This window comes from Nesterenkonia suensis, assembly GCF_054782935.1.
In genome coordinates, this window is record NZ_BAAGRN010000001.1 from 704,263 (window position 1) to 720,622 (window position 16,360).

The following is a 16,360-nucleotide window of genomic DNA, read 5'->3' on the forward strand; positions in this document are numbered from 1 at the left end:
GGCCGAGCGCTCCGGACCGACCACCCCTGTGCGGGGCCGCCGGGCTTCGGTAGGGTCGTGACATGGGAGAACTTCTCGATGACCTCGCCGCAGCCCGGGCGGACTGGACCGCCTGGCAGCTGCAGGACTGGTACACCCAGGAGCGACTGCTGGCCCAGCTGCGCATCGCCCTGGAGCCTGATGCCGAACGCGTCGCCGACGCCGCCTTCGGGGCCGACGTCCGTGACCTCGTCCGGGCCGAGGCAGAGGCCTCCGCAGACGAGGTCTCCGTGGACGTCGAGGATCCGCTGATGTGGGCGGACCGGCGGATCACCCACGACGACGGCTGGTCGGTCATCGGGATCCGCTTCCGTGAGCGTGACCTCACCCGCCCCTTCGTGGAGGTCATCGCCTCCTCGCTGAGCCCCACCGCCGAGAACATCGCCAGGATCGCCGCCGAGGCCGCCGCAGATCTGGCGGAGTTCCAGCCGCTGAGCGTCCGCTTCACCGTCGGGGACCCGGAGGCGAGCCTCGCCGAGGTCGCGCAGGTGCCTGAGGTCGGGCCCTGCGCGGTGGACCAGCATCTGGTGGCCGGGCTCATCCGGGGGATCAACCACCGCACCCGGGTGGCGTCCTACCGGCGGGTGAGCCTGGAGCCGATGGACCCCACCCTGGCCGCCGCCCGCGTCGCGGAGATCTACGCCGCCCACCCGGAAGGCACCCGCTGGGCGACCCCGGCGGACCGGGAGGAGCTCCAGGAGGCCGCCGAGGACGAGGCGCTGTTCGAAATCTTCACCGAGGGTGAGCCCGCCGGGGTGGTCTCCGCCCCGCGCGACGATGACCACGGCCTCAGCGGTCACCTGGTCCAGGAGATCTGCCTGGACGAGGAGCACCGCGGCCGCGGCTACGGCCCCGCGGTGCTGCAGCGACTCTGCGAACAGCTGCCCCACCCGGAGCCGGGGACGGTGCTGTGGGGCAGCATCCACCCCGAGAACGTCCCCTCGTTGCGCAACGCCTACGCGGTGGGACGCATCACCGTGGGCGGGCAGATCTGGGTCGCCCCGCCAGGGTTGGCCGGGATGCCCTCCGCGCTGGCCCGCCCGTGGTGAGCTCAGGACCCCTGTCCGACCGACTGTTCGAATCCGAGGATCTTCTGTGACCACATCTGCTCTCCGCTCGACCGCCGCCGTCGAACGTCAGGCCCTGGTGAAGGCCCTGCGGGAGAAGGGCCCGACCGCCGACACCCTCTGTGAGGGCTGGACCACCCATGACCTCGCGGTGCATGTGGCGGCTCGTGACGCCCGGCCCCACCTGGTGTTCGGTCAGGAGCTGCCGGTGGTCGGGGCGAAGGCCCTGGAGCAGTACCACCAGTTCGAACAGATGAACTTCGAGCAGCTGCTGGACCGCATCGCCGCCGGCGTGCCCTCCTGGCATCCGGCACGGACCCGGGCGGTGGATGACGCGGTGAACACGGTGGAGTTCTTCGTCCACACCGAGGACGTGCTGCGCGCCGACGTCCGGGTGGCCTCCGAGATCACACCGGCCGAGACCGGGGACGGCGGCACTGCCGAGGCCGGACCTGGCGAGGACGACTCACCAGACGACGACGCCTCAGCCGGTGTGGGCACCGCCCTGCAGCCGCGCCGTCGCCGGGTTCTGGAGGAGGTCCAGGGGCGGCTGTGGCGGCAGGCTGCCCGGACCCTGTTCCTGGCCGCCGCACGGAAGCAGCGACGGCGGATCACCTTCATCAGTCCTGGATTCGGCTCGGTCACCCACGGGTCCTCCAAGGATCCGATGATCTCCCTGGAAGGTGCCCCGGGGGAACTGATCCTCTGGGCCTTCGGCCGGGAGGACGCCGCCGACGTCGTGCTGCGACGGCACTGAGCAGGGCCAGGGGCTCGCGCCCCGGTGACCCGGTCAGCCGCGCATGCCCAGGGCGAAGGGGAGCACCAGCTCGGCCCCGGCACCGCGCAGCTCCCGGGCCGCCACGGTGAGCGTCCACCGAGAGACCACCTCATCGTCGACCAGCAGCACCGCGGCCCCCTGCACCGGGGACGCCATCTCCTGCGGGACCCGGAACCGGCCGAGCAGCCCGGCCAGCCGGAAGGCGCTGTTGGCCTCAGGCGAGCTGGACGGGCCGCCGTCGACCGGCTCGAGGGACCCTGCGTAGGGAAGCCGCCCCACCTGGGCGACGCCCCGGGCCAGGGAGTCCACCAGCCGTGGGTGCCGCCGGGACGGCACCGAGACCACCACATCCGGGCGGCGCGCCCAGTCCCATTCGGCGAGCACCCGCACCACCGCAGAGGCCAGCCGGTCCGGGACCTCGGCGTCCTCACCTTGGACGGCCTCCCGGACCGTCGGCCCCCAGCCCAGATCGGACAGCCGTGCCAACGCCCGCCCCTCCTCGGCCAGCTCGCCCGGGCCCAGCCGGCCCTTCAACGAGATCCCCAGGGCCCCCAGCCCGGTGGGCCACTGCTTCCGCGGGGCGATCTCCACCCCCACCCGGTCCATCGAGGCCCGCGCCTGGGAGACCGAGTCCTGATCCAGCCCGGTCGGATACCAGGGCCCGGCACAGGTGTCGCACCGGCCGCAGGGTCTGGCGGCGTCGTCGTCGAGCGCGGCGGCCAGGTCCACCATCCGGCACTGCCCGGCCGGCAGCCGCTCATAGTCCAGCATCGCCTGCTGCTCGGACCGGCGCAGCCGCAGGATCGTGTCATAGCGCTCGGCGTCGTACCGCCACCCCGCACCGGTGGTCACCCAGCCGCCACGCACCCGGTGCACCGCGCCGTCGACCTCCAGCACCTTCAGCAGCAGCTCCAGCGGGGAGCGGCGGATCTCCACCATCGCCTCCAGCCGACCCACCGAGAGCGGCTCGTCCGGGTGCTCGGCCAGAGCGGCCAGCACCGCATCCGCCCGCTCCTGCGTCGGCATGGAGGCCTGTGCGAAATGCTCCCAGATCCGCACATCCTCCCGGCCGGGCAGCAGCAGCACATCCGCGTTGTCCACGGCACGGCCCGCACGGCCGATCTGCTGGTAGTAGGACACCGGCGACGACGGCGCCCCCAGATGCACCACGAAGCCCAGGTCCGGCTTGTCGAACCCCATCCCCAATGCGGAGGTGGCGATCAGCGCCTTCACCTGGTTGTCCTTCAAGGCGGCCTCCAGCTGGGCTCGCTCATCCGGATCTGTCTGCCCGGTGTAGGCGGCCACCTGGTGGCCATGCTCCCGCAGGTGCCGCGTGAGATCCTGGGCTTGCGAGACCGTGAGCGCATAGACGATCCCACTGCCGGTCAGCGACCCCAGATGCTGGGTCAGCCAGGCGATCCGCTGCTCCGACTCCGGCAGCTTCAGCACCCCCAGCCGCAGCGAGTCCCGGCTCAGCCCGCCACGCAGCACCATGACCTCCTTGCCGCTGGCATCCCCGGCCGGGCTCAGCTGGGCGGCGACGTCATCGACCACCCGGGAGTTCGCCGTCGCCGTGGTGGCCAGCACCGGTACATCCGCCGGCAGGTTCCGCACGATCTCGCCGAGGCGTCGATAGTCCGGGCGGAAGTCATGGCCCCAATCAGAGATGCAGTGCGCCTCGTCCACCACCAGCATGCCCAGTCGGTCCAGCAGGCCGGGCAGCACCTCATCCCGGAAGCGGGGATTGGCCAGTCGTTCCGGGGAGATCAGCAGCACGTCCAGCTCATCGGCGGCCAGGGCCTCCAGCACGGTGTCCCACTCGTGGGCGTTGGCGGAGTTCACCGCCTGCGCCCGCACCCCGGCACGGGTCGCCGCAGCGATCTGGTCCCGCATCAGGGCGATCAGCGGGGAGACGATCAGACTCACCCCGCGGCCCCGGCGGCGCAGCAGATGCGCGGCCAGGAAGTACACCGCCGACTTGCCCCAGCCGGTCTTCTGCACCACCAGCACCCGACGCCGCTGCTCCACCAGGGCGGCGATGGCCTCCAGCTGACCGGGCCGGAAATCTGCGTCCCGTCCGGTCAGGGCGGTCAGGCGCTCGCGGGCCTCGGCATGGAAGGCCGGGTCGACGGGGACGTCGGAGACGGCCGCACCGGCGCCGATGCCGGACGGGGCAGGCTCGGCAGCAGCTGCGGCGGCATGGGGGACGGAGGTCATGGCGGGGTCTGTGCTCTGCGTGTCGCTCACGCCGTTCACTCTGCCACAGGGGCCTGACACGCTCCTGAGGGGCCCTGATTCCGCCCGCCCGCGTGAGCGGACCCGCCGCCGTCTGGGCATCCCGAGGAGGGGCCCGCAGTGGTAGATTCACCACAACGGGGAGCCGCAGCGTCACACCGGTGCGCAGGCGGCACATTCCAGTGCAGGGAGGCACGATGCCGCGCTTCGAGCAGGAGACCTACCTTCCCTTCGCCCGGGACGACGTCTTCGCCTGGTACACCCGGCCGGGTGCGTTGACCCGCCTGGTGCCGCCCTTCGCCGGCGAGGTCCTGGAAGAGCCCGTCGACGGACCCGTCGACGGGGCCACCTCCCGGCTGAGCCTCACCGTCCCCACTCTGCTGGGCACCGGCGCCGACGCCGCCGCGGGCATGCTCGGCACCGTGCTCCCCGGCAGGATCCCCCGCCGGGTGACCTGGGAGTCCCGCCACGAGGACTTCCGCCCCGGCCATGGCTTCACCGACGTGATGGTCTCCGGGCCGCTGCGCAGCTGGCGGCACGAGCGTCAGTTCCACGACGACGGCCCCGGCACGGTGCTCCACGAGACCATCACCTACGAGATGCCCGCCGCCCCACGGCTTCCCGGACCGGTGCGTCGCCGCGCCCAGCGGGTCTTCGAGGCCGAGCTGCGCCGCATCATCGACCACCGCGCGCATCAGACCGTTCAGGACCTGGCCTTCCACCAGAGCACCGGCCACCTGGCCTCCCAGCAGCGTGAACGCCGTGCCCACCTCGACGCCGACACCGAGGACACCACCCCAGGGCCCCAGGTGGTCGCCGTCTCCGGCGCCTCCGGGATGATCGGCACCCAGGTGTGCGCGCTGCTCGGCGGAGCAGGGCTGGAGGTGCGGCGTCTCGTCCGCGGGACGGGCACAGATCCGCAGGACCCTGCCGAGATCCGCTGGGACCCTGACACCGGGCTGCTGGACGAGGAGGCGCTGGCCGACGTCGACGCCGTCATCCACCTGGCCGGGCACCCGCTGGCCGCCCGCTTCACCGAGGAGCACAAGCGCAAGGTTCGGGCCTCCCGCGTGGACGGCACCACCCTGATCGCCGATGCGCTGGCCCGCCTGGAGACCGCCCAGCCGCGCGGCAGGACGCTGATCAGCGGCTCGGCGATCGGCTGGTACGGGGCGACCCCGGATGACAGGACCCAGCAGACCGAGCTGCTCACCGAGGACCTGCGCTGCGGCACCGACTTCCTGGCCGAAGCCTGCCGGGCCTGGGAGGAGTCCGCCCGCCGTGCGGAGAGCTCCGGGGTGCGGGTGGTCACGGTGCGCACCGGCCTCGTACAGTCCCCCTCCGGAGGGGCGCTGCAGCAGATGCTGCCCCTGTTCGCCGCCGGCCTCGGAGGCCCGCTGGGGACCTCGCAGTGGCAGAGCTGGATCAGCCTGGACGACATCGCCGCGCTCATCGTCCACCTCGCGCTGACCCCGGCGGCCCGTGGCCCCGTCAACGCGGTCGCTCCGGAGCCGGTGACGGCCCGCGAGTACGCCCGCACGCTCGGTGCAGTGCTGCGCCGCCCGTCTCTGGTGCCGGTGCCTGGGTTCGGACCGAAGCTGCTGCTCGGAGCCCAGGGCACCCGAGAGCTGGTCATGGCCGACCAACGAGCCAGTGCGGAGAAGGCGCTCGAGCTCGGCTACGCCTTCCGCCACCACACCCTCGCCGAGGCGCTGCGTCACGTGCTGGGGCGTTGAGAGCCACCGTCGACACCGTGCCGAAGCCCTCTGATGACCCCGACGACCCCGAGAGGATCCCCCGTGACCCCTGCACCTCGCACCGCTGAACTCGCCGAACGGGCCGAGACCCTGCTACGTCTCCACCACCAGGACGCTCCAGTCATCCTGCCCACCGCCTGGGACGTCTGGTCCGCCCGGCTCATCGCCGACGCCGGATTCGAGGCGCTCACCGTGGGCAGCCACCCCCTCGCCGACTCCCTGGGAGCGGCCGACGGCGAGGCGATGAGCCTGGCACAGGCGCTCGAGGCCGTCTCGCGCATCACCGCTGCCGTGGACATCCCGGTCTCCGCCGATCTGGAATCCGGCTATGACACCCCGCCCACTGAACTGGTGGAGCGCGCTCTGGTCGCCGGCGTCGTCGGTCTGAACATCGAGGACACCGTCCACTCCCGGGGCTCCATGCGGGCACCTGAAGAGCACGCCGACTACCTCGCCGGCATCCGGCGGGCCGCCGACGACGCCGGAGTGCCCCTGGTGATCAACGGCCGGACCGACGTCTACAAGCACGCGCAGGACTTCGAGGACCCGCTCGCCGCGACCCTGCACCGACTGAGGCTCATGGAGCAGGCCGGCGCCGACAGCCTCTACCCGGTGGGCCTGCCCTCGGAGGAGGTGCTGATCACCATCCTCGACGAGGTCAGCACTCCGGTGAACGTCACCGCTCACCCGGAGCAGGGAGCGATCCCTGACGGACTCGGCCTGGCACGGCTGGGCGAGCTGGGCGTCTCACGGATCAGCTTCGGGCCGCTGCTGCAGAAGACCCTGACGGAGAAGGCCGAGGGAGTGCTGGCCGGCTGGACCGGCCGGTGAACCTGGCCGACCACGCCGACGCGCCCACACCTGCGTTACCCTGGCACCTTCTGGCACCGTGCCGCCGCTCCCGACCCGCCGTCGGGCGCACCGTCGACCCAGCAGGAGCACCCCCACCCCATGCGCGTGACCATCGATCCCCGCACCGAAGGCATCCTGAACTCTGATGCCGGATCCACCGTCCGCCGCACTGTGCTGCCCTCCGGGGTACGGGTGCTCACCGAGGCGATGCCGGGTCAGCGATCGGTGACCATCGGCTTCTGGATCGCGGTGGGCTCCCGGGACGAGGCCGCGCACCAGCACGGCTCCACCCACTTCCTGGAGCACCTGCTGTTCAAGGGCACCCCCAACCGCTCAGCGTTGGACATCGCGGCCGCCTTCGACGCCGTCGGCGGAGAGTCCAACGCGATGACCGGCAAGGAGTCCACCTGCTACTACGCCCGGGTGCTCGACGCCGACCTGCCCATGGCCGTGGAGGTGCTCACCGACATGGTCACCTCCGCCGCACTGGACCCCCAGGAGATGGAGACCGAGCGCGGAGTCATCCTCGAGGAGCTCGCCATGGCCGAGGACGACCCCGACGACGTCGTCCACGAGCGCTTCGCCGCCCAGGTGATGGACGGCCACGAGTTGGGCCGGCCCATCGGCGGCACCCCGGATGACATCCGCGCCGCCACCCGTGAGGACGTCCAGGCCCACTTCAGTCACTGGTACCGGCCCGACGAACTGGTGATCACCGCCGCCGGCGGACTCGACCACGACCAGCTGTGCCGGATGATCGACGACGCCCTGGGCGCCTCCGCCTGGGACGCCACGATCACTCGCGATCCGGCCGCCCGCCGGGTGGGCCACGAGCAGCAGATCCCGGTGCGCCCCGGAGTGGAGGAGCACCTCAAACCGGTCGAGCAGGCGCAGGTCATCCTGGGCGGGCGCGGGCTCTCCGCCGCCGATGAGGACCGCTTCGCCCTGTCGGTGATGCACGCGATCCTCGGCGGCGGGATGTCCTCCCGGCTGTTCCAGGAGATCCGGGAGCGCCGCGGCCTGGCCTACTCGACCTACTCCTTCTCCGCGGCCTACACCGACGCCGGCTGCTACGGCCTCTACGCCGGCTGCCTGCCGGAGAAGGTCGACAGCGTGGTGGAGGTGATGACCGCCGAGCTGGAGCGCATCGCCACCGAACCGGTCACCGAGGAGGAGCTCACTCGGGCGAAGGGTCAGCTGCGCGGCGGCACCGTGCTCGGCATGGAGGAGACCGCCTCACGGATGTCCCGGTTGGGCCGCGCCGAGCTGGTCCGCGGCGAGTTCGTCGACGTCTCAGACACACTCGCCCAGCTGCAGGCGGTCACCGCAGAGGATGTGCGCCAGGTCGCCCGCCGGCTGGCCGACTCACCCCGGGCGACCACTGTGGTCCGCCCCGCCCCGGGCTCCTGATCGTCAGGTCGCCGGCCGGGCGGGGCCCTGGTGACTCAGGGACCGTCCCGCTCCTACACTGAAGCTCGGGGAGCCGGTGAGGTCGGGGGAACGCCGGTGAGGACCGGCCACGACAGCCCGGCAGGAGGGGAAGGAGGCAGGATGAGTGATCGGACCACAGGCCACCAGGGCCAGCAACTGATCAGCGACGTCGGCCTGTCCCGCCGGCAGCAGCTGATCGCCGGCTTCGCCGCCGTCGGGGTCGCGCTGCCCGCCCTGGCCTGGGGATGGTCCACCGCCAGCGCTCTGCCCCTCCTGGGCGGGATCCTGCTGGCCTGCCTGATCTGCGCCTGGTCCGCGTCGCTGCGCGTGCAGCTCAGCGTGGTCGACGACGGTCTGCGCCTGCAGGCCGGGTTCTGGGCGGCCGAGACCGTCCGGTGGGAGGCCGTGCAGCAGATCCGCACCGGTGGCCGCACCCAGCTGATCGCCATATGGGGTCGGAAGTCCGGCGCGGAGACCACCCAGTACGTCGTCGAGGGCCCCACCCTGCGTCTGATCACCACTGAGCGGGACTACGTGGTCAGCGTGGAGGACCCGCGGGCGGCGATGCAGATGCTGAGCGCCCACTGGCCCGGAGAACACACGCTGCGCACCCTGGACCCACAGCCGAGGAGACCCTGATGAATGCCCGAGGGCCGGCGCACCCCACCACGGCGCACCCCACCACGGAGACGCTCGCCGCGGCGCCGCTCGCCGCTTCCGCACAGGCTCGCGGCCTCGCGCTCGCGGTCCCGCTGCTCGGCGCCCTGCTGCTGTCCGCATGCGCCGGTGGGGGAGAGGACCAGGCCCCCGATCCAGGGGCAGAGCCGGATTCCGACATCGCCCAGACCGACCTCGATGAGCCGACCGGCCCCGAGGATGGCGACGAGGACGGCGAGCGGGACGACGGCGCGGACGGCGACACGTCGCTGCCGGAGCCGACGCCGAGCCAGGTGGACGAGGCACCCGAGCTCGTCGATGAGGTGCTGGCCACCTGGGAGGACTATGAGGAGCTCTCGGAGACCGAGCTGGAGGTCAAGTTCTACTCCGGGAACCCCAGCTGCTACGGGGTCCGCTCAGTGGTGGAGGAGGACGCCGAGGAGGTCCGCATCGCCACGATCTCCGGCCGACTGCCCGAAGCCGGCGACCAGCCCTGCACCCAGGAGGCGCTCTATGTCTCCGTGGTGGTGGAGTTGGAGGACCCGCTCGGTGACAGGGAGGTCGTCGAGCTGCAGGACGTCGACCTGGACTGAGCGAGCCCGCTGAGAGACCAGGAGTCAGAATCCAGTACACCTCGCGGCCCTAAGACGTGTCAGGTTCCCGGAGACGTCCGGGGAAGTGACCCCTGGGCAGGCGGATGCCCCGAGATCGGCTCAGCCCCCGGCGAAGGGCGGCAGTACGTCGAGCTGGTCCCCGGGGGCCACCCGTGTGGTCTCCTTCGCAGCCCGGACCCCGTTGACCAGGAACGAGCACCGCCCCAGCACGTGGGCCAGTTGTTCGGCATCGCCGCCGTGCGCGCTGACCGGCAGATCCCGGAGCACCTCGGCCAGCGACGTCGTCCCGGCCAGCGGCAGCGGCACCTCCTCGGCACCGGCGGCCTCGGCCGCGGCGGCGAAGAGCCGCACGGTCAGCGTCCCGCCGGTGGCGGGCGGCTCGGGCCGTGCGCCGGCTGGCACTGTGCCGACCGACTCTCCACCGGCCGATTCTGCACCGACCGACCGTGCGTCGGACGTCGGTGTGCGGGTCATCCGTCTCATCCTCCGATCGCGGACATCGAACGGTCCGGGCGGGTGAAGCTGTCCAGTTCGAATCCGGGACGGTCGGTGCCATGGGCGGCCGGCTTGAGCCACATCGCCTCGGCCCACCGGCGGGCGACGGCGTCGTCGTCGGCGTCCGGATCGCGCAGGAGGTGGGCCAGGTCCACCTCCTGGTGGGAGAACAGGCAGCTCATCACCTTGCCCTCGGCGGTGATGCGAGTGCGCCGGCAGTCCGCGCAGAACGGCTCCGTCACGGAGGCGATCACCCCGACCCGGCCCAACGGGACACCGTCGAGGCTGAACACGTCGAAACGCTCGGCGGGGGCGCCGTCGCGGGGCATGGCGTCAGGGCGCAGCTGGAACCTCTCGGAGAGCAGCGCCCGGGTCTCGGCGGCCGAGACCGTGCCCTCGCTGCGCCAGTTCTGGTCGCCGTCGAGAGGCATCTGCTCGATGAACCGCAGCTCATAGCCCTGCTGAAGCGCCCAGGCCAGCAGGTCGGGGGCCTCACGGTCGTTGATCCCGCGCATCAGCACCGCGTTGACCTTCAGCGGGGTCAGCCCGGCTGCCGCGGCGGCCTCCACACCGGTGAGGACCTTGTCCAGGGAGTCCCGGCGGGTCAGCTGGGCGAAGGTCTCCCGGTGCACCGAGTCCAGCGAGATGTTGACCCGGTCCAGCCCTACCTGGGCCAGGTCCTGCGCCTTGCGCTCCAGACCGATCGCGTTGGTGGTCATCGCGATGGGCAGCCCTGGGTGGTCGGCGCGGATGCCGGCGATGATGTCTGACAGGTCCGCGCGCACCAGCGGTTCGCCGCCGGTCAGCCGCAGCTCGCGCACACCCAGGGTGTTCACGCCGATGCGCACCAGCCGGCGGATCTCCGCAGCGGTGAGCAGCTTCTCCTTGGAGAGCCAGGGGAGCCCGTCGGCGGGCATGCAATAGGTGCAGCGCAGATTGCACTTGTCGATCAGGGAGATGCGCAGGTCAGTGGCGCGCCGCCCGAAACGGTCCATCAGCCCCCGGGTCGGATCGGCCTCCTCGGCCCCGGGCAGCGGTGCACCGGGCCGGGCGGGCAGGCCTGGCATGCCCAGCGGCACGGAGCGTGCTCCGTTCGCGGGCCCGGCGTCAGCGGTCTGGGCGGCCAGTTCCTCCATGTCCCCATGCTACGGGGTCGAGTGTTTCACGCGCATGACCCCGTCCGCCCAGCTGCCGCACCGCCCGGACGAGCGGTCACCTTCAGTTTCGAGCGACTGCGAGGTCACCCTCGTCACAGCCGGGGACTACACTCACACCCATGGCGCCATCACCAGCACCAGCCCATACTGCCGAACCCGCCGCAGCCGCTCCCGCCACCCGGCGGGCCTCTGTGACCGAGCATGTGGAGCGGCTCCGCGCCGTCCTCGCCGAGGCCCTGGAGGACCCGGCACGTCCGCGCACGGAACGACGCCGGGTCACCGACTCCGGGCTGGTGGGCCGTGTGGCCGCCGTCGACGTCGACGCCCCCGGCCCGCTGCCCAGCTTCGACAACTCACAGATGGACGGATTCGCCGTCCGCACCTCCGATCTCACCACCGGTGCCGAGACCACGCTGCCGCTGGCCGGGGTGGTCCCCGCCGGCTCGCCGGCCCCGGAGCTTCCGGAGGGCGCGGTGCTGGCCGTGATGACCGGTGCGCCCATCCCGGAGGGCACCGATGCGGTGATCCCGGTGGAATGCACCACCGCGGGCCGTTTCGAGTGCATCCTTCCCGCCCGTCCGGCAGCCGGTGGGCCTGACGACGACGGCACCCCGGTACCGGTGACCTTCACCGGCCTCACCGACGAGGACCTGCAGCCGGGGCGATTCATCCGCCACGCCGGCACCGACGTCCAGGCCGGAGACGTGGTGCTCCGCGAAGGAGACGTGCTGACCCCTGCGGTGCTCGGCCTGATGGCGGCGTTGGGGCTGCCTGACGTCCAGATCCGGCCGCGGGTGCGCGCGCTGGTGCTCTCCACCGGCGACGAGGTCCGCCAGGCAGGGAGCCCGCTGCATCCCGGGCAGCTCTACGACGCGGACACCCCGCTGCTCATCGCGGCCCTGGAGCACCTCGGCGTCGAGGTCCAGGCCGCCTCGGCCACCGCCGATGATGTCGAGATGTTCACCGATGTGGTCGATGCCCTGCTGGCCCAGCACGATCCCCAGCTGCTGATCACCGCCGGCGGGATCAGTGCCGGGGCCTTCGAAGTCGTGCGTCAGGGGCTGGGCAGCCGTGGCGTGGAGTTCGGCTCCGTCGCGCAGCAGCCCGGCGGCCCCCAGGGCTGGGGGCTGATCCCCTCCCAAGGGCGCCGCCCCGCGGTGGCCGTGATCTGCCTGCCCGGCAATCCGGTCAGCTGTGCGGTCAGTCTCGAGACCCTGGTGCGCCCGGCGCTCGCGGCACTCGATGCCGCCTGCCCGCCGCCGCACCGGCTGACCGTCCGGCTGCAGGAGCCGGTGGACTCCAAGCCCGGGGTGACGCAGTACCGTCGTGCGATCTTCACCGCCGAGGACCAGGCGCCCGCGGACCCCTCGGAGGGACCCGCCGTGCCGAGCGTGCGGCTCGTCGGAGGGCCGAGTTCCCATCTGCTCGGCCACCTGGCCCGTGCCGACGTGCTGCTCGAACTGCCCGAGGAGGACGCCCACGTGCAGGCGGGAGCCGAGCGCGAGGCTGTGCTGCTGACCGGAAGGACCACGCCATGACAGGGACTGACACCACCGACGAACCGGCCCTGCCGACTGCGGGCCTGACCCACGTGCGCAAGGACGGCAGCGCACACATGGTGGACGTCTCCGCCAAGGAGGTCACCGCCCGCACCGCCCGTGCCCAGGCAGTGCTGCGCACCCGCCCGGACGTCACCGCCCAGCTCGCCGACGGAGCCCTGCCCAAGGGCGACGCGCTGGCCACCGCCCGGATCGCCGGCATCATGGCTGCCAAGCGCACCCATGAGCTCGTCCCGCTGTGTCATCCTCTGCCGCTGAGCAAGATCACCGTGGATCTCGACGTCGACCGGCCCGAGCCGGGATCAGTGCAGATCACCTCCGAGGTCCGCACCACGTCGCGGACCGGAGTCGAGATGGAGGCACTCACCGCGGCCTCGGTGGCCGGGCTGACTCTCTACGACATGATCAAGGCGGTGGACCGTGCCGCCGTGATCACCGATCAGCAGGTCATTCACAAGGCCGGCGGACGACATGGAGAATGGACCAGACATGACTGACCATCAGCACCCGCCGCAGCAGAGCGCCGGCGACGCGGAGAAGCCGGATCACCAGACGCCCGACCACCAGACGCCCGACCGTCAGCAACACGATCACGGGCGGCCCGATCGAGAACAGTCCGGCTATGACTACGATCACGAACGTGACCTCGAGCGGCTCATCGCCCCGGTGATCGTCTCCACCCGCGCCGCCCAGGGCGTGCGGGAGGACCAGAGCGCTCCGATCGTCGCCGAGTTCGCTGAGGCGATCGGTTTCGGATGCCGCCCTCCGGTGATCATCCCCGACGGTGAGGGCGTGCTCGCCGCGCTCTCCGAGCTGCTGGTCCAGGTCGCACCGGCGGTCATCGTCACTTCCGGCGGCACCGGGCTCACCCCCGATGACCTCACCCCGGAGTACACCCTGCCGCTGCTGGACAAGGAGATCCCCGGGATCATGGAGGCTGTGCGTGCCCACGGCCGGGCGCACAACCCGCTGGCCGCGCTCAGCAGGGGAGTGGCCGGCGTCGCCGAGGGCACGGTGATCGTCAACCTTCCCGGATCGCCGAAGGCGGTCCGTGAGGGGATGGAGGTGCTGGTGGACATCCTGCCGCACCTGTGCGATCAGGTCGCCGACCTGCGCCAGCATGACGAGTGGGGATCCTCGAATGACCAGTGAGAACCACCTGGCCGATGAGCCTCGGGGGACCAGTGGGCCGTGTGGCGCCGCAGCCGCGGAGACGCCGCCTGCTGCCGGGCTGACCCGCGAGGGCGTCCCGCACGACGCCGCCCCGGAACCTGCCGCACACCGTGTGGTCCGCGCCTGGCTCAGCGCTGAGCCCCTCGAGCCGGCCCAGGCGCACCAGGAGGTCTGGGCCTCTGCGGCCGGGGCCGTGGTGGACTTCGCCGGCATCGTCCGCGACCACGACGACGGCCGCTCCGTGGACCGCCTGAGCTACACCGCGCACCCGACGGCGGAGCGGAGGCTCACCGAGGTGGCCCGCACCGTCGCCGCTGCGCACCCGAGCGTGCGGATCTGGGCAGGGCACCGGATCGGAGACCTGCGTATCGGAGACCACGCCCTGGTCGCGGCCGTCTCCTCCGCCCACCGGGCCGAGGCATTCGCCGCCTGCGCTGAACTGGTCGAACAGATCAAGGCGGAGGTGCCGATCTGGAAGGAGCAGTTCTTCTCCGACGGGGCGAAGGAGTGGGTGGGCATCGCCTGAGAGACGGCGCGTGACGCGCCGTGACCCGCCGCTGGAGCCGATCCGATACTGTTGCATCAAGCAACAGAAGGTCGACTGCCCGGCCCCGCGCGTCAGAAGACGCCCGGGCGGCCCCTCACGTCGAAAGGACCCCGCGCCGATGAGCACCACCTACACCCACGCTGAGACGGCCACGACCCGCCCCACTCTGGAGGGGCGGTTCGGGATGTCGGCCTCCACGCATTGGCTGGCCACCGCTGCCTCCCAAGCGGTGCTCGAACGCGGAGGAAACGCCTTCGACGCCGCCACTGCGGGGGCCTTCGTGCTGCACGTGGTGGAACCCCATCTCAACGGACCCGGCGGGGACATGACCGGACTCTTCGCCACCGCTGAGGACCCCGGTGCGCCGCGGGTCCTCATGGGGCAGGGACCTGCTCCGGCCGGTGCCTCCATCGAACACTTCCGGCGCCTGGGCCTGGAGACCGTGCCGGGTGCCGGAGCCCTGGCCGCCGCGGTGCCCGGCGCCGTCGACGCCTGGCTCGTCCTGCTCCGCGACCACGGCACCTGGAGTCTGGGCGAGGTGCTCGAGTTCGCCATCGACCTGGCCGAAGACGGCGCCCCCGTGCTGGAGCGGGTCTCTGCCGCCATCAGCAGCGTCGCCGAGCTGTTCACCCAGCACTGGCCGAGTTCGGCGGCGCTGTGGATGCCGGAGGGCGAACCGCCCGCACCGGGCTCGCGCATGCGCAACCCGGACTATGCCGCCGTGCTGCGCGGGCTGCTCGCCGCCGGGTCTCAGGCTCAGGATCGGGTCGAGCAGATCGAGGCGGCCCGCACCGAGTGGAAGACCGGACTGGTGGCGCAGCGGACGGCCGCGTTCGTCAGCACGCCGCACCGGCATTCCGACGGCGCCGACTACGCCGGGGTCCTCACCGCTGAGGACTTCGCGGCCTTCGACGCCGGCTGCGAGGCTCCGGCCACAGCACAGTTCCGCGGCCACACCATCGCCAAGACCGCCGCCTGGGGCCAGGGGCCGGTGCTCCTGCAGGCGCTGAAGATCCTCGAGGGCTTCGACGACGCAGAGCTCGACCCCGGCACCGAGCGGGGGGCGCACCTGGTGCTGGAGGCGCTCAAGCTCGCCCTGGCGGACCGGGACGCCCACTACGGGCACGAGGACATCGATCTGGACCACCTGGTGTCCTCCGACTACGCAGCCGCCCGACGGGAACTCATCACCGAAGAGGCCAGTGCGGAATTCCGACCCGGGGAGCTGCCCGGACGAGACACGGTGCTCCCGCCGCTGCAGGAGGTCACCGACACCTCCACCGGTGGGGCAGGCGTGGGGGAGCCCACGGTGAGCGGCGCAGGCCAGTCCACAGTGGACCCCTCGGTGACCGCCGCCGCGATCCGCGGCGACACTTGCCACATCGATGTGGTGGACCGGTGGGGCAACATGATCTCCGCCACGCCCTCCGGCGGGTGGCTGCAGTCCTCACCGGCCATCCCCGGGTTGGGCTTCTGCCTCGGCACCCGGTTGCAGATGACCTGGCTGGACGAACGATCGCCCTCCCGGCTGCAGCCCGGACGGCGACCGCGGACCACACTCTCCCCGACCCTGGTGCTGACGGAGGGCCAACCGGTCATCGCCCTGGGAACACCCGGCGGTGACCAGCAGGACCAGTGGCAGCTGCCCATGCTGCTGCGGATGCTCCTCGGCGGACACACCCCGCAGCAGGCGATCGACGCGCCGAGTCTGCACACCACCTCCGCGCCCGGCTCCTTCTGGCCGCGCACCTGGGAGCCGGGCGGCGCCGTCGTCGAGGACCGCCTCGGTGAGCAGGTCATCGAAGGCCTGGTGCGCCGCGGTCACCGGATCACCCGGGCCGGCGACTGGTCGTTGGGACGACTCTCCTGTGTGACCCGAGACCCGGAGACCGGCGGGCTGAGTGCAGCGGCCAATCCGCGCGGAGCCCAGGGCTACGCCGCCGGCCGCTGATCGGTCAGCGCTGGCCTGCAGACCGCTCGGACGCGCTCGGACGCGCTC

15 protein-coding genes are annotated in these 16,360 nt (G+C 72.0%); 12 read left to right on the plus strand and 3 right to left on the minus strand.

Features of this window, described 5'->3' with window-relative positions:
* Positions 1-62 precede the first annotated feature (62 nt).
* Both ACYVKI_RS02995 and ACYVKI_RS03000 read left to right on the plus strand, forming a co-directional pair.
* Complete coding sequence (locus ACYVKI_RS02995; RefSeq protein WP_460688853.1) at positions 63-1,088, plus strand: GNAT family N-acetyltransferase; 1,026 nt, start codon at positions 63-65, stop codon at positions 1,086-1,088.
* A 46-nt stretch (positions 1,089-1,134) separates the two neighbouring features.
* A complete protein-coding gene (locus tag ACYVKI_RS03000) occupies positions 1,135-1,863 on the plus strand; it encodes a TIGR03085 family metal-binding protein (RefSeq protein WP_460688854.1) in 729 nt (242 codons plus the stop codon).
* 33 nt (positions 1,864-1,896) lie between these two features.
* Here the strand turns inward: ACYVKI_RS03000 and ACYVKI_RS03005 are convergent, their stop codons facing one another.
* A complete protein-coding gene (locus tag ACYVKI_RS03005; RefSeq protein ID WP_460689389.1) occupies positions 1,897-4,101 on the minus strand; it encodes a RecQ family ATP-dependent DNA helicase in 2,205 nt (734 codons plus the stop codon).
* Between the two features lie 215 nt (positions 4,102-4,316).
* Here ACYVKI_RS03005 and ACYVKI_RS03010 point away from each other — a divergent pair, with 215 nt between their 5' ends.
* From ACYVKI_RS03010 to ACYVKI_RS03030, 5 genes are all read left to right on the plus strand, one after another.
* Positions 4,317-5,855 carry a TIGR01777 family oxidoreductase gene (locus tag ACYVKI_RS03010; protein WP_460688855.1) on the plus strand — a complete coding sequence of 513 codons (1,539 nt, stop codon included), beginning with the start codon at positions 4,317-4,319 and terminating at the stop codon, positions 5,853-5,855.
* Positions 5,856-5,918: 63 nt separating this feature from the next.
* A complete protein-coding gene (locus tag ACYVKI_RS03015) occupies positions 5,919-6,707 on the plus strand; it encodes an isocitrate lyase/PEP mutase family protein (RefSeq protein WP_460688856.1) in 789 nt (262 codons plus the stop codon).
* 120 nt (positions 6,708-6,827) lie between these two features.
* A complete protein-coding gene (locus ACYVKI_RS03020; RefSeq protein WP_460688857.1) occupies positions 6,828-8,138 on the plus strand; it encodes a M16 family metallopeptidase in 1,311 nt (436 codons plus the stop codon).
* 141 nt (positions 8,139-8,279) lie between these two features.
* Complete coding sequence (locus ACYVKI_RS03025) at positions 8,280-8,798, plus strand: hypothetical protein (RefSeq protein ID WP_460688858.1); 519 nt, start codon at positions 8,280-8,282, stop codon at positions 8,796-8,798.
* The gene (locus ACYVKI_RS03030) at positions 8,798-9,409 is read left to right on the plus strand and encodes a hypothetical protein (RefSeq protein WP_460688859.1); all 612 of its coding nucleotides are present in this window, start codon (positions 8,798-8,800) and stop codon (positions 9,407-9,409) included. Before ACYVKI_RS03025 ends, ACYVKI_RS03030 begins: the two co-directional genes overlap by 1 nt.
* Before the next feature lie 120 nt (positions 9,410-9,529).
* Here the strand turns inward: ACYVKI_RS03030 and ACYVKI_RS03035 are convergent, their stop codons facing one another.
* Together ACYVKI_RS03035 and moaA are read right to left on the minus strand one after the other, a co-directional pair.
* Entirely contained in the window at positions 9,530-9,904 is a 375-nt protein-coding gene (locus ACYVKI_RS03035) for a MoaD/ThiS family protein (protein WP_460688860.1), read from the minus strand.
* A gap of 5 nt (positions 9,905-9,909) precedes the next feature.
* Positions 9,910-10,992, minus strand: coding sequence for a GTP 3',8-cyclase MoaA (gene moaA, locus ACYVKI_RS03040; protein ID WP_460689390.1), 1,083 nt, complete (start codon positions 10,990-10,992; stop codon positions 9,910-9,912).
* 209 nt (positions 10,993-11,201) lie between these two features.
* Between moaA and ACYVKI_RS03045 the strand changes: the two genes are divergently transcribed.
* The 5 genes from ACYVKI_RS03045 (at position 11,202) to ACYVKI_RS03065 (ending at position 16,312) form a co-directional block, all read left to right on the plus strand.
* A complete protein-coding gene (locus ACYVKI_RS03045) occupies positions 11,202-12,620 on the plus strand; it encodes a molybdopterin molybdotransferase MoeA (RefSeq protein ID WP_460688861.1) in 1,419 nt (472 codons plus the stop codon).
* Positions 12,617-13,138 carry a cyclic pyranopterin monophosphate synthase MoaC gene (gene moaC, locus ACYVKI_RS03050; protein ID WP_460688862.1) on the plus strand — a complete coding sequence of 174 codons (522 nt, stop codon included), beginning with the start codon at positions 12,617-12,619 and terminating at the stop codon, positions 13,136-13,138. The genes ACYVKI_RS03045 and moaC overlap by 4 nt, the downstream gene beginning before the upstream one ends.
* Positions 13,131-13,793, plus strand: a complete 663-nt coding sequence (locus ACYVKI_RS03055) for a MogA/MoaB family molybdenum cofactor biosynthesis protein (RefSeq protein WP_460688863.1) — start codon at positions 13,131-13,133, stop codon at positions 13,791-13,793. Before moaC ends, ACYVKI_RS03055 begins: the two co-directional genes overlap by 8 nt.
* Before the next feature lie 79 nt (positions 13,794-13,872).
* Positions 13,873-14,340, plus strand: coding sequence for a molybdenum cofactor biosynthesis protein MoaE (locus ACYVKI_RS03060; RefSeq protein WP_460689391.1), 468 nt, complete (start codon positions 13,873-13,875; stop codon positions 14,338-14,340).
* Between the two features lie 139 nt (positions 14,341-14,479).
* On the plus strand, positions 14,480-16,312 hold the full coding sequence (locus ACYVKI_RS03065; RefSeq protein ID WP_460688864.1) for a gamma-glutamyltransferase family protein: 1,833 nt from the start codon (positions 14,480-14,482) through the stop codon (positions 16,310-16,312).
* Positions 16,313-16,360 lie beyond the last annotated feature (48 nt).

Bases quoted from the DNA above. Each gene is read 5' to 3' on its own strand.
- ACYVKI_RS03020 (WP_460688857.1), top strand. From the start codon at position 6,828: ATGCGCGTGACCATCGATCCCCGCACCGAAGGCATCCTGAACTCTGAT.
- ACYVKI_RS03030 (WP_460688859.1), top strand. From the start codon at position 8,798: ATGAATGCCCGAGGGCCGGCGCACCCCACCACGGCGCACCCCACCACG.
- ACYVKI_RS03005 (WP_460689389.1), bottom strand. From the start codon at position 4,101: ATGACCTCCGTCCCCCATGCCGCCGCAGCTGCTGCCGAGCCTGCCCCG.
- ACYVKI_RS03065 (WP_460688864.1), top strand. From the start codon at position 14,480: ATGAGCACCACCTACACCCACGCTGAGACGGCCACGACCCGCCCCACT.
- ACYVKI_RS03055 (WP_460688863.1), top strand. From the start codon at position 13,131: ATGACTGACCATCAGCACCCGCCGCAGCAGAGCGCCGGCGACGCGGAG.
- ACYVKI_RS03010 (WP_460688855.1), top strand. From the start codon at position 4,317: ATGCCGCGCTTCGAGCAGGAGACCTACCTTCCCTTCGCCCGGGACGAC.
- ACYVKI_RS03035 (WP_460688860.1), bottom strand. From the start codon at position 9,904: ATGACCCGCACACCGACGTCCGACGCACGGTCGGTCGGTGCAGAATCG.
- ACYVKI_RS03045 (WP_460688861.1), top strand. From the start codon at position 11,202: ATGGCGCCATCACCAGCACCAGCCCATACTGCCGAACCCGCCGCAGCC.
- moaC (WP_460688862.1), top strand. From the start codon at position 12,617: ATGACAGGGACTGACACCACCGACGAACCGGCCCTGCCGACTGCGGGC.
- ACYVKI_RS02995 (WP_460688853.1), top strand. From the start codon at position 63: ATGGGAGAACTTCTCGATGACCTCGCCGCAGCCCGGGCGGACTGGACC.
- ACYVKI_RS03025 (WP_460688858.1), top strand. From the start codon at position 8,280: ATGAGTGATCGGACCACAGGCCACCAGGGCCAGCAACTGATCAGCGAC.
- moaA (WP_460689390.1), bottom strand. From the start codon at position 10,992: ATGCCAGGCCTGCCCGCCCGGCCCGGTGCACCGCTGCCCGGGGCCGAG.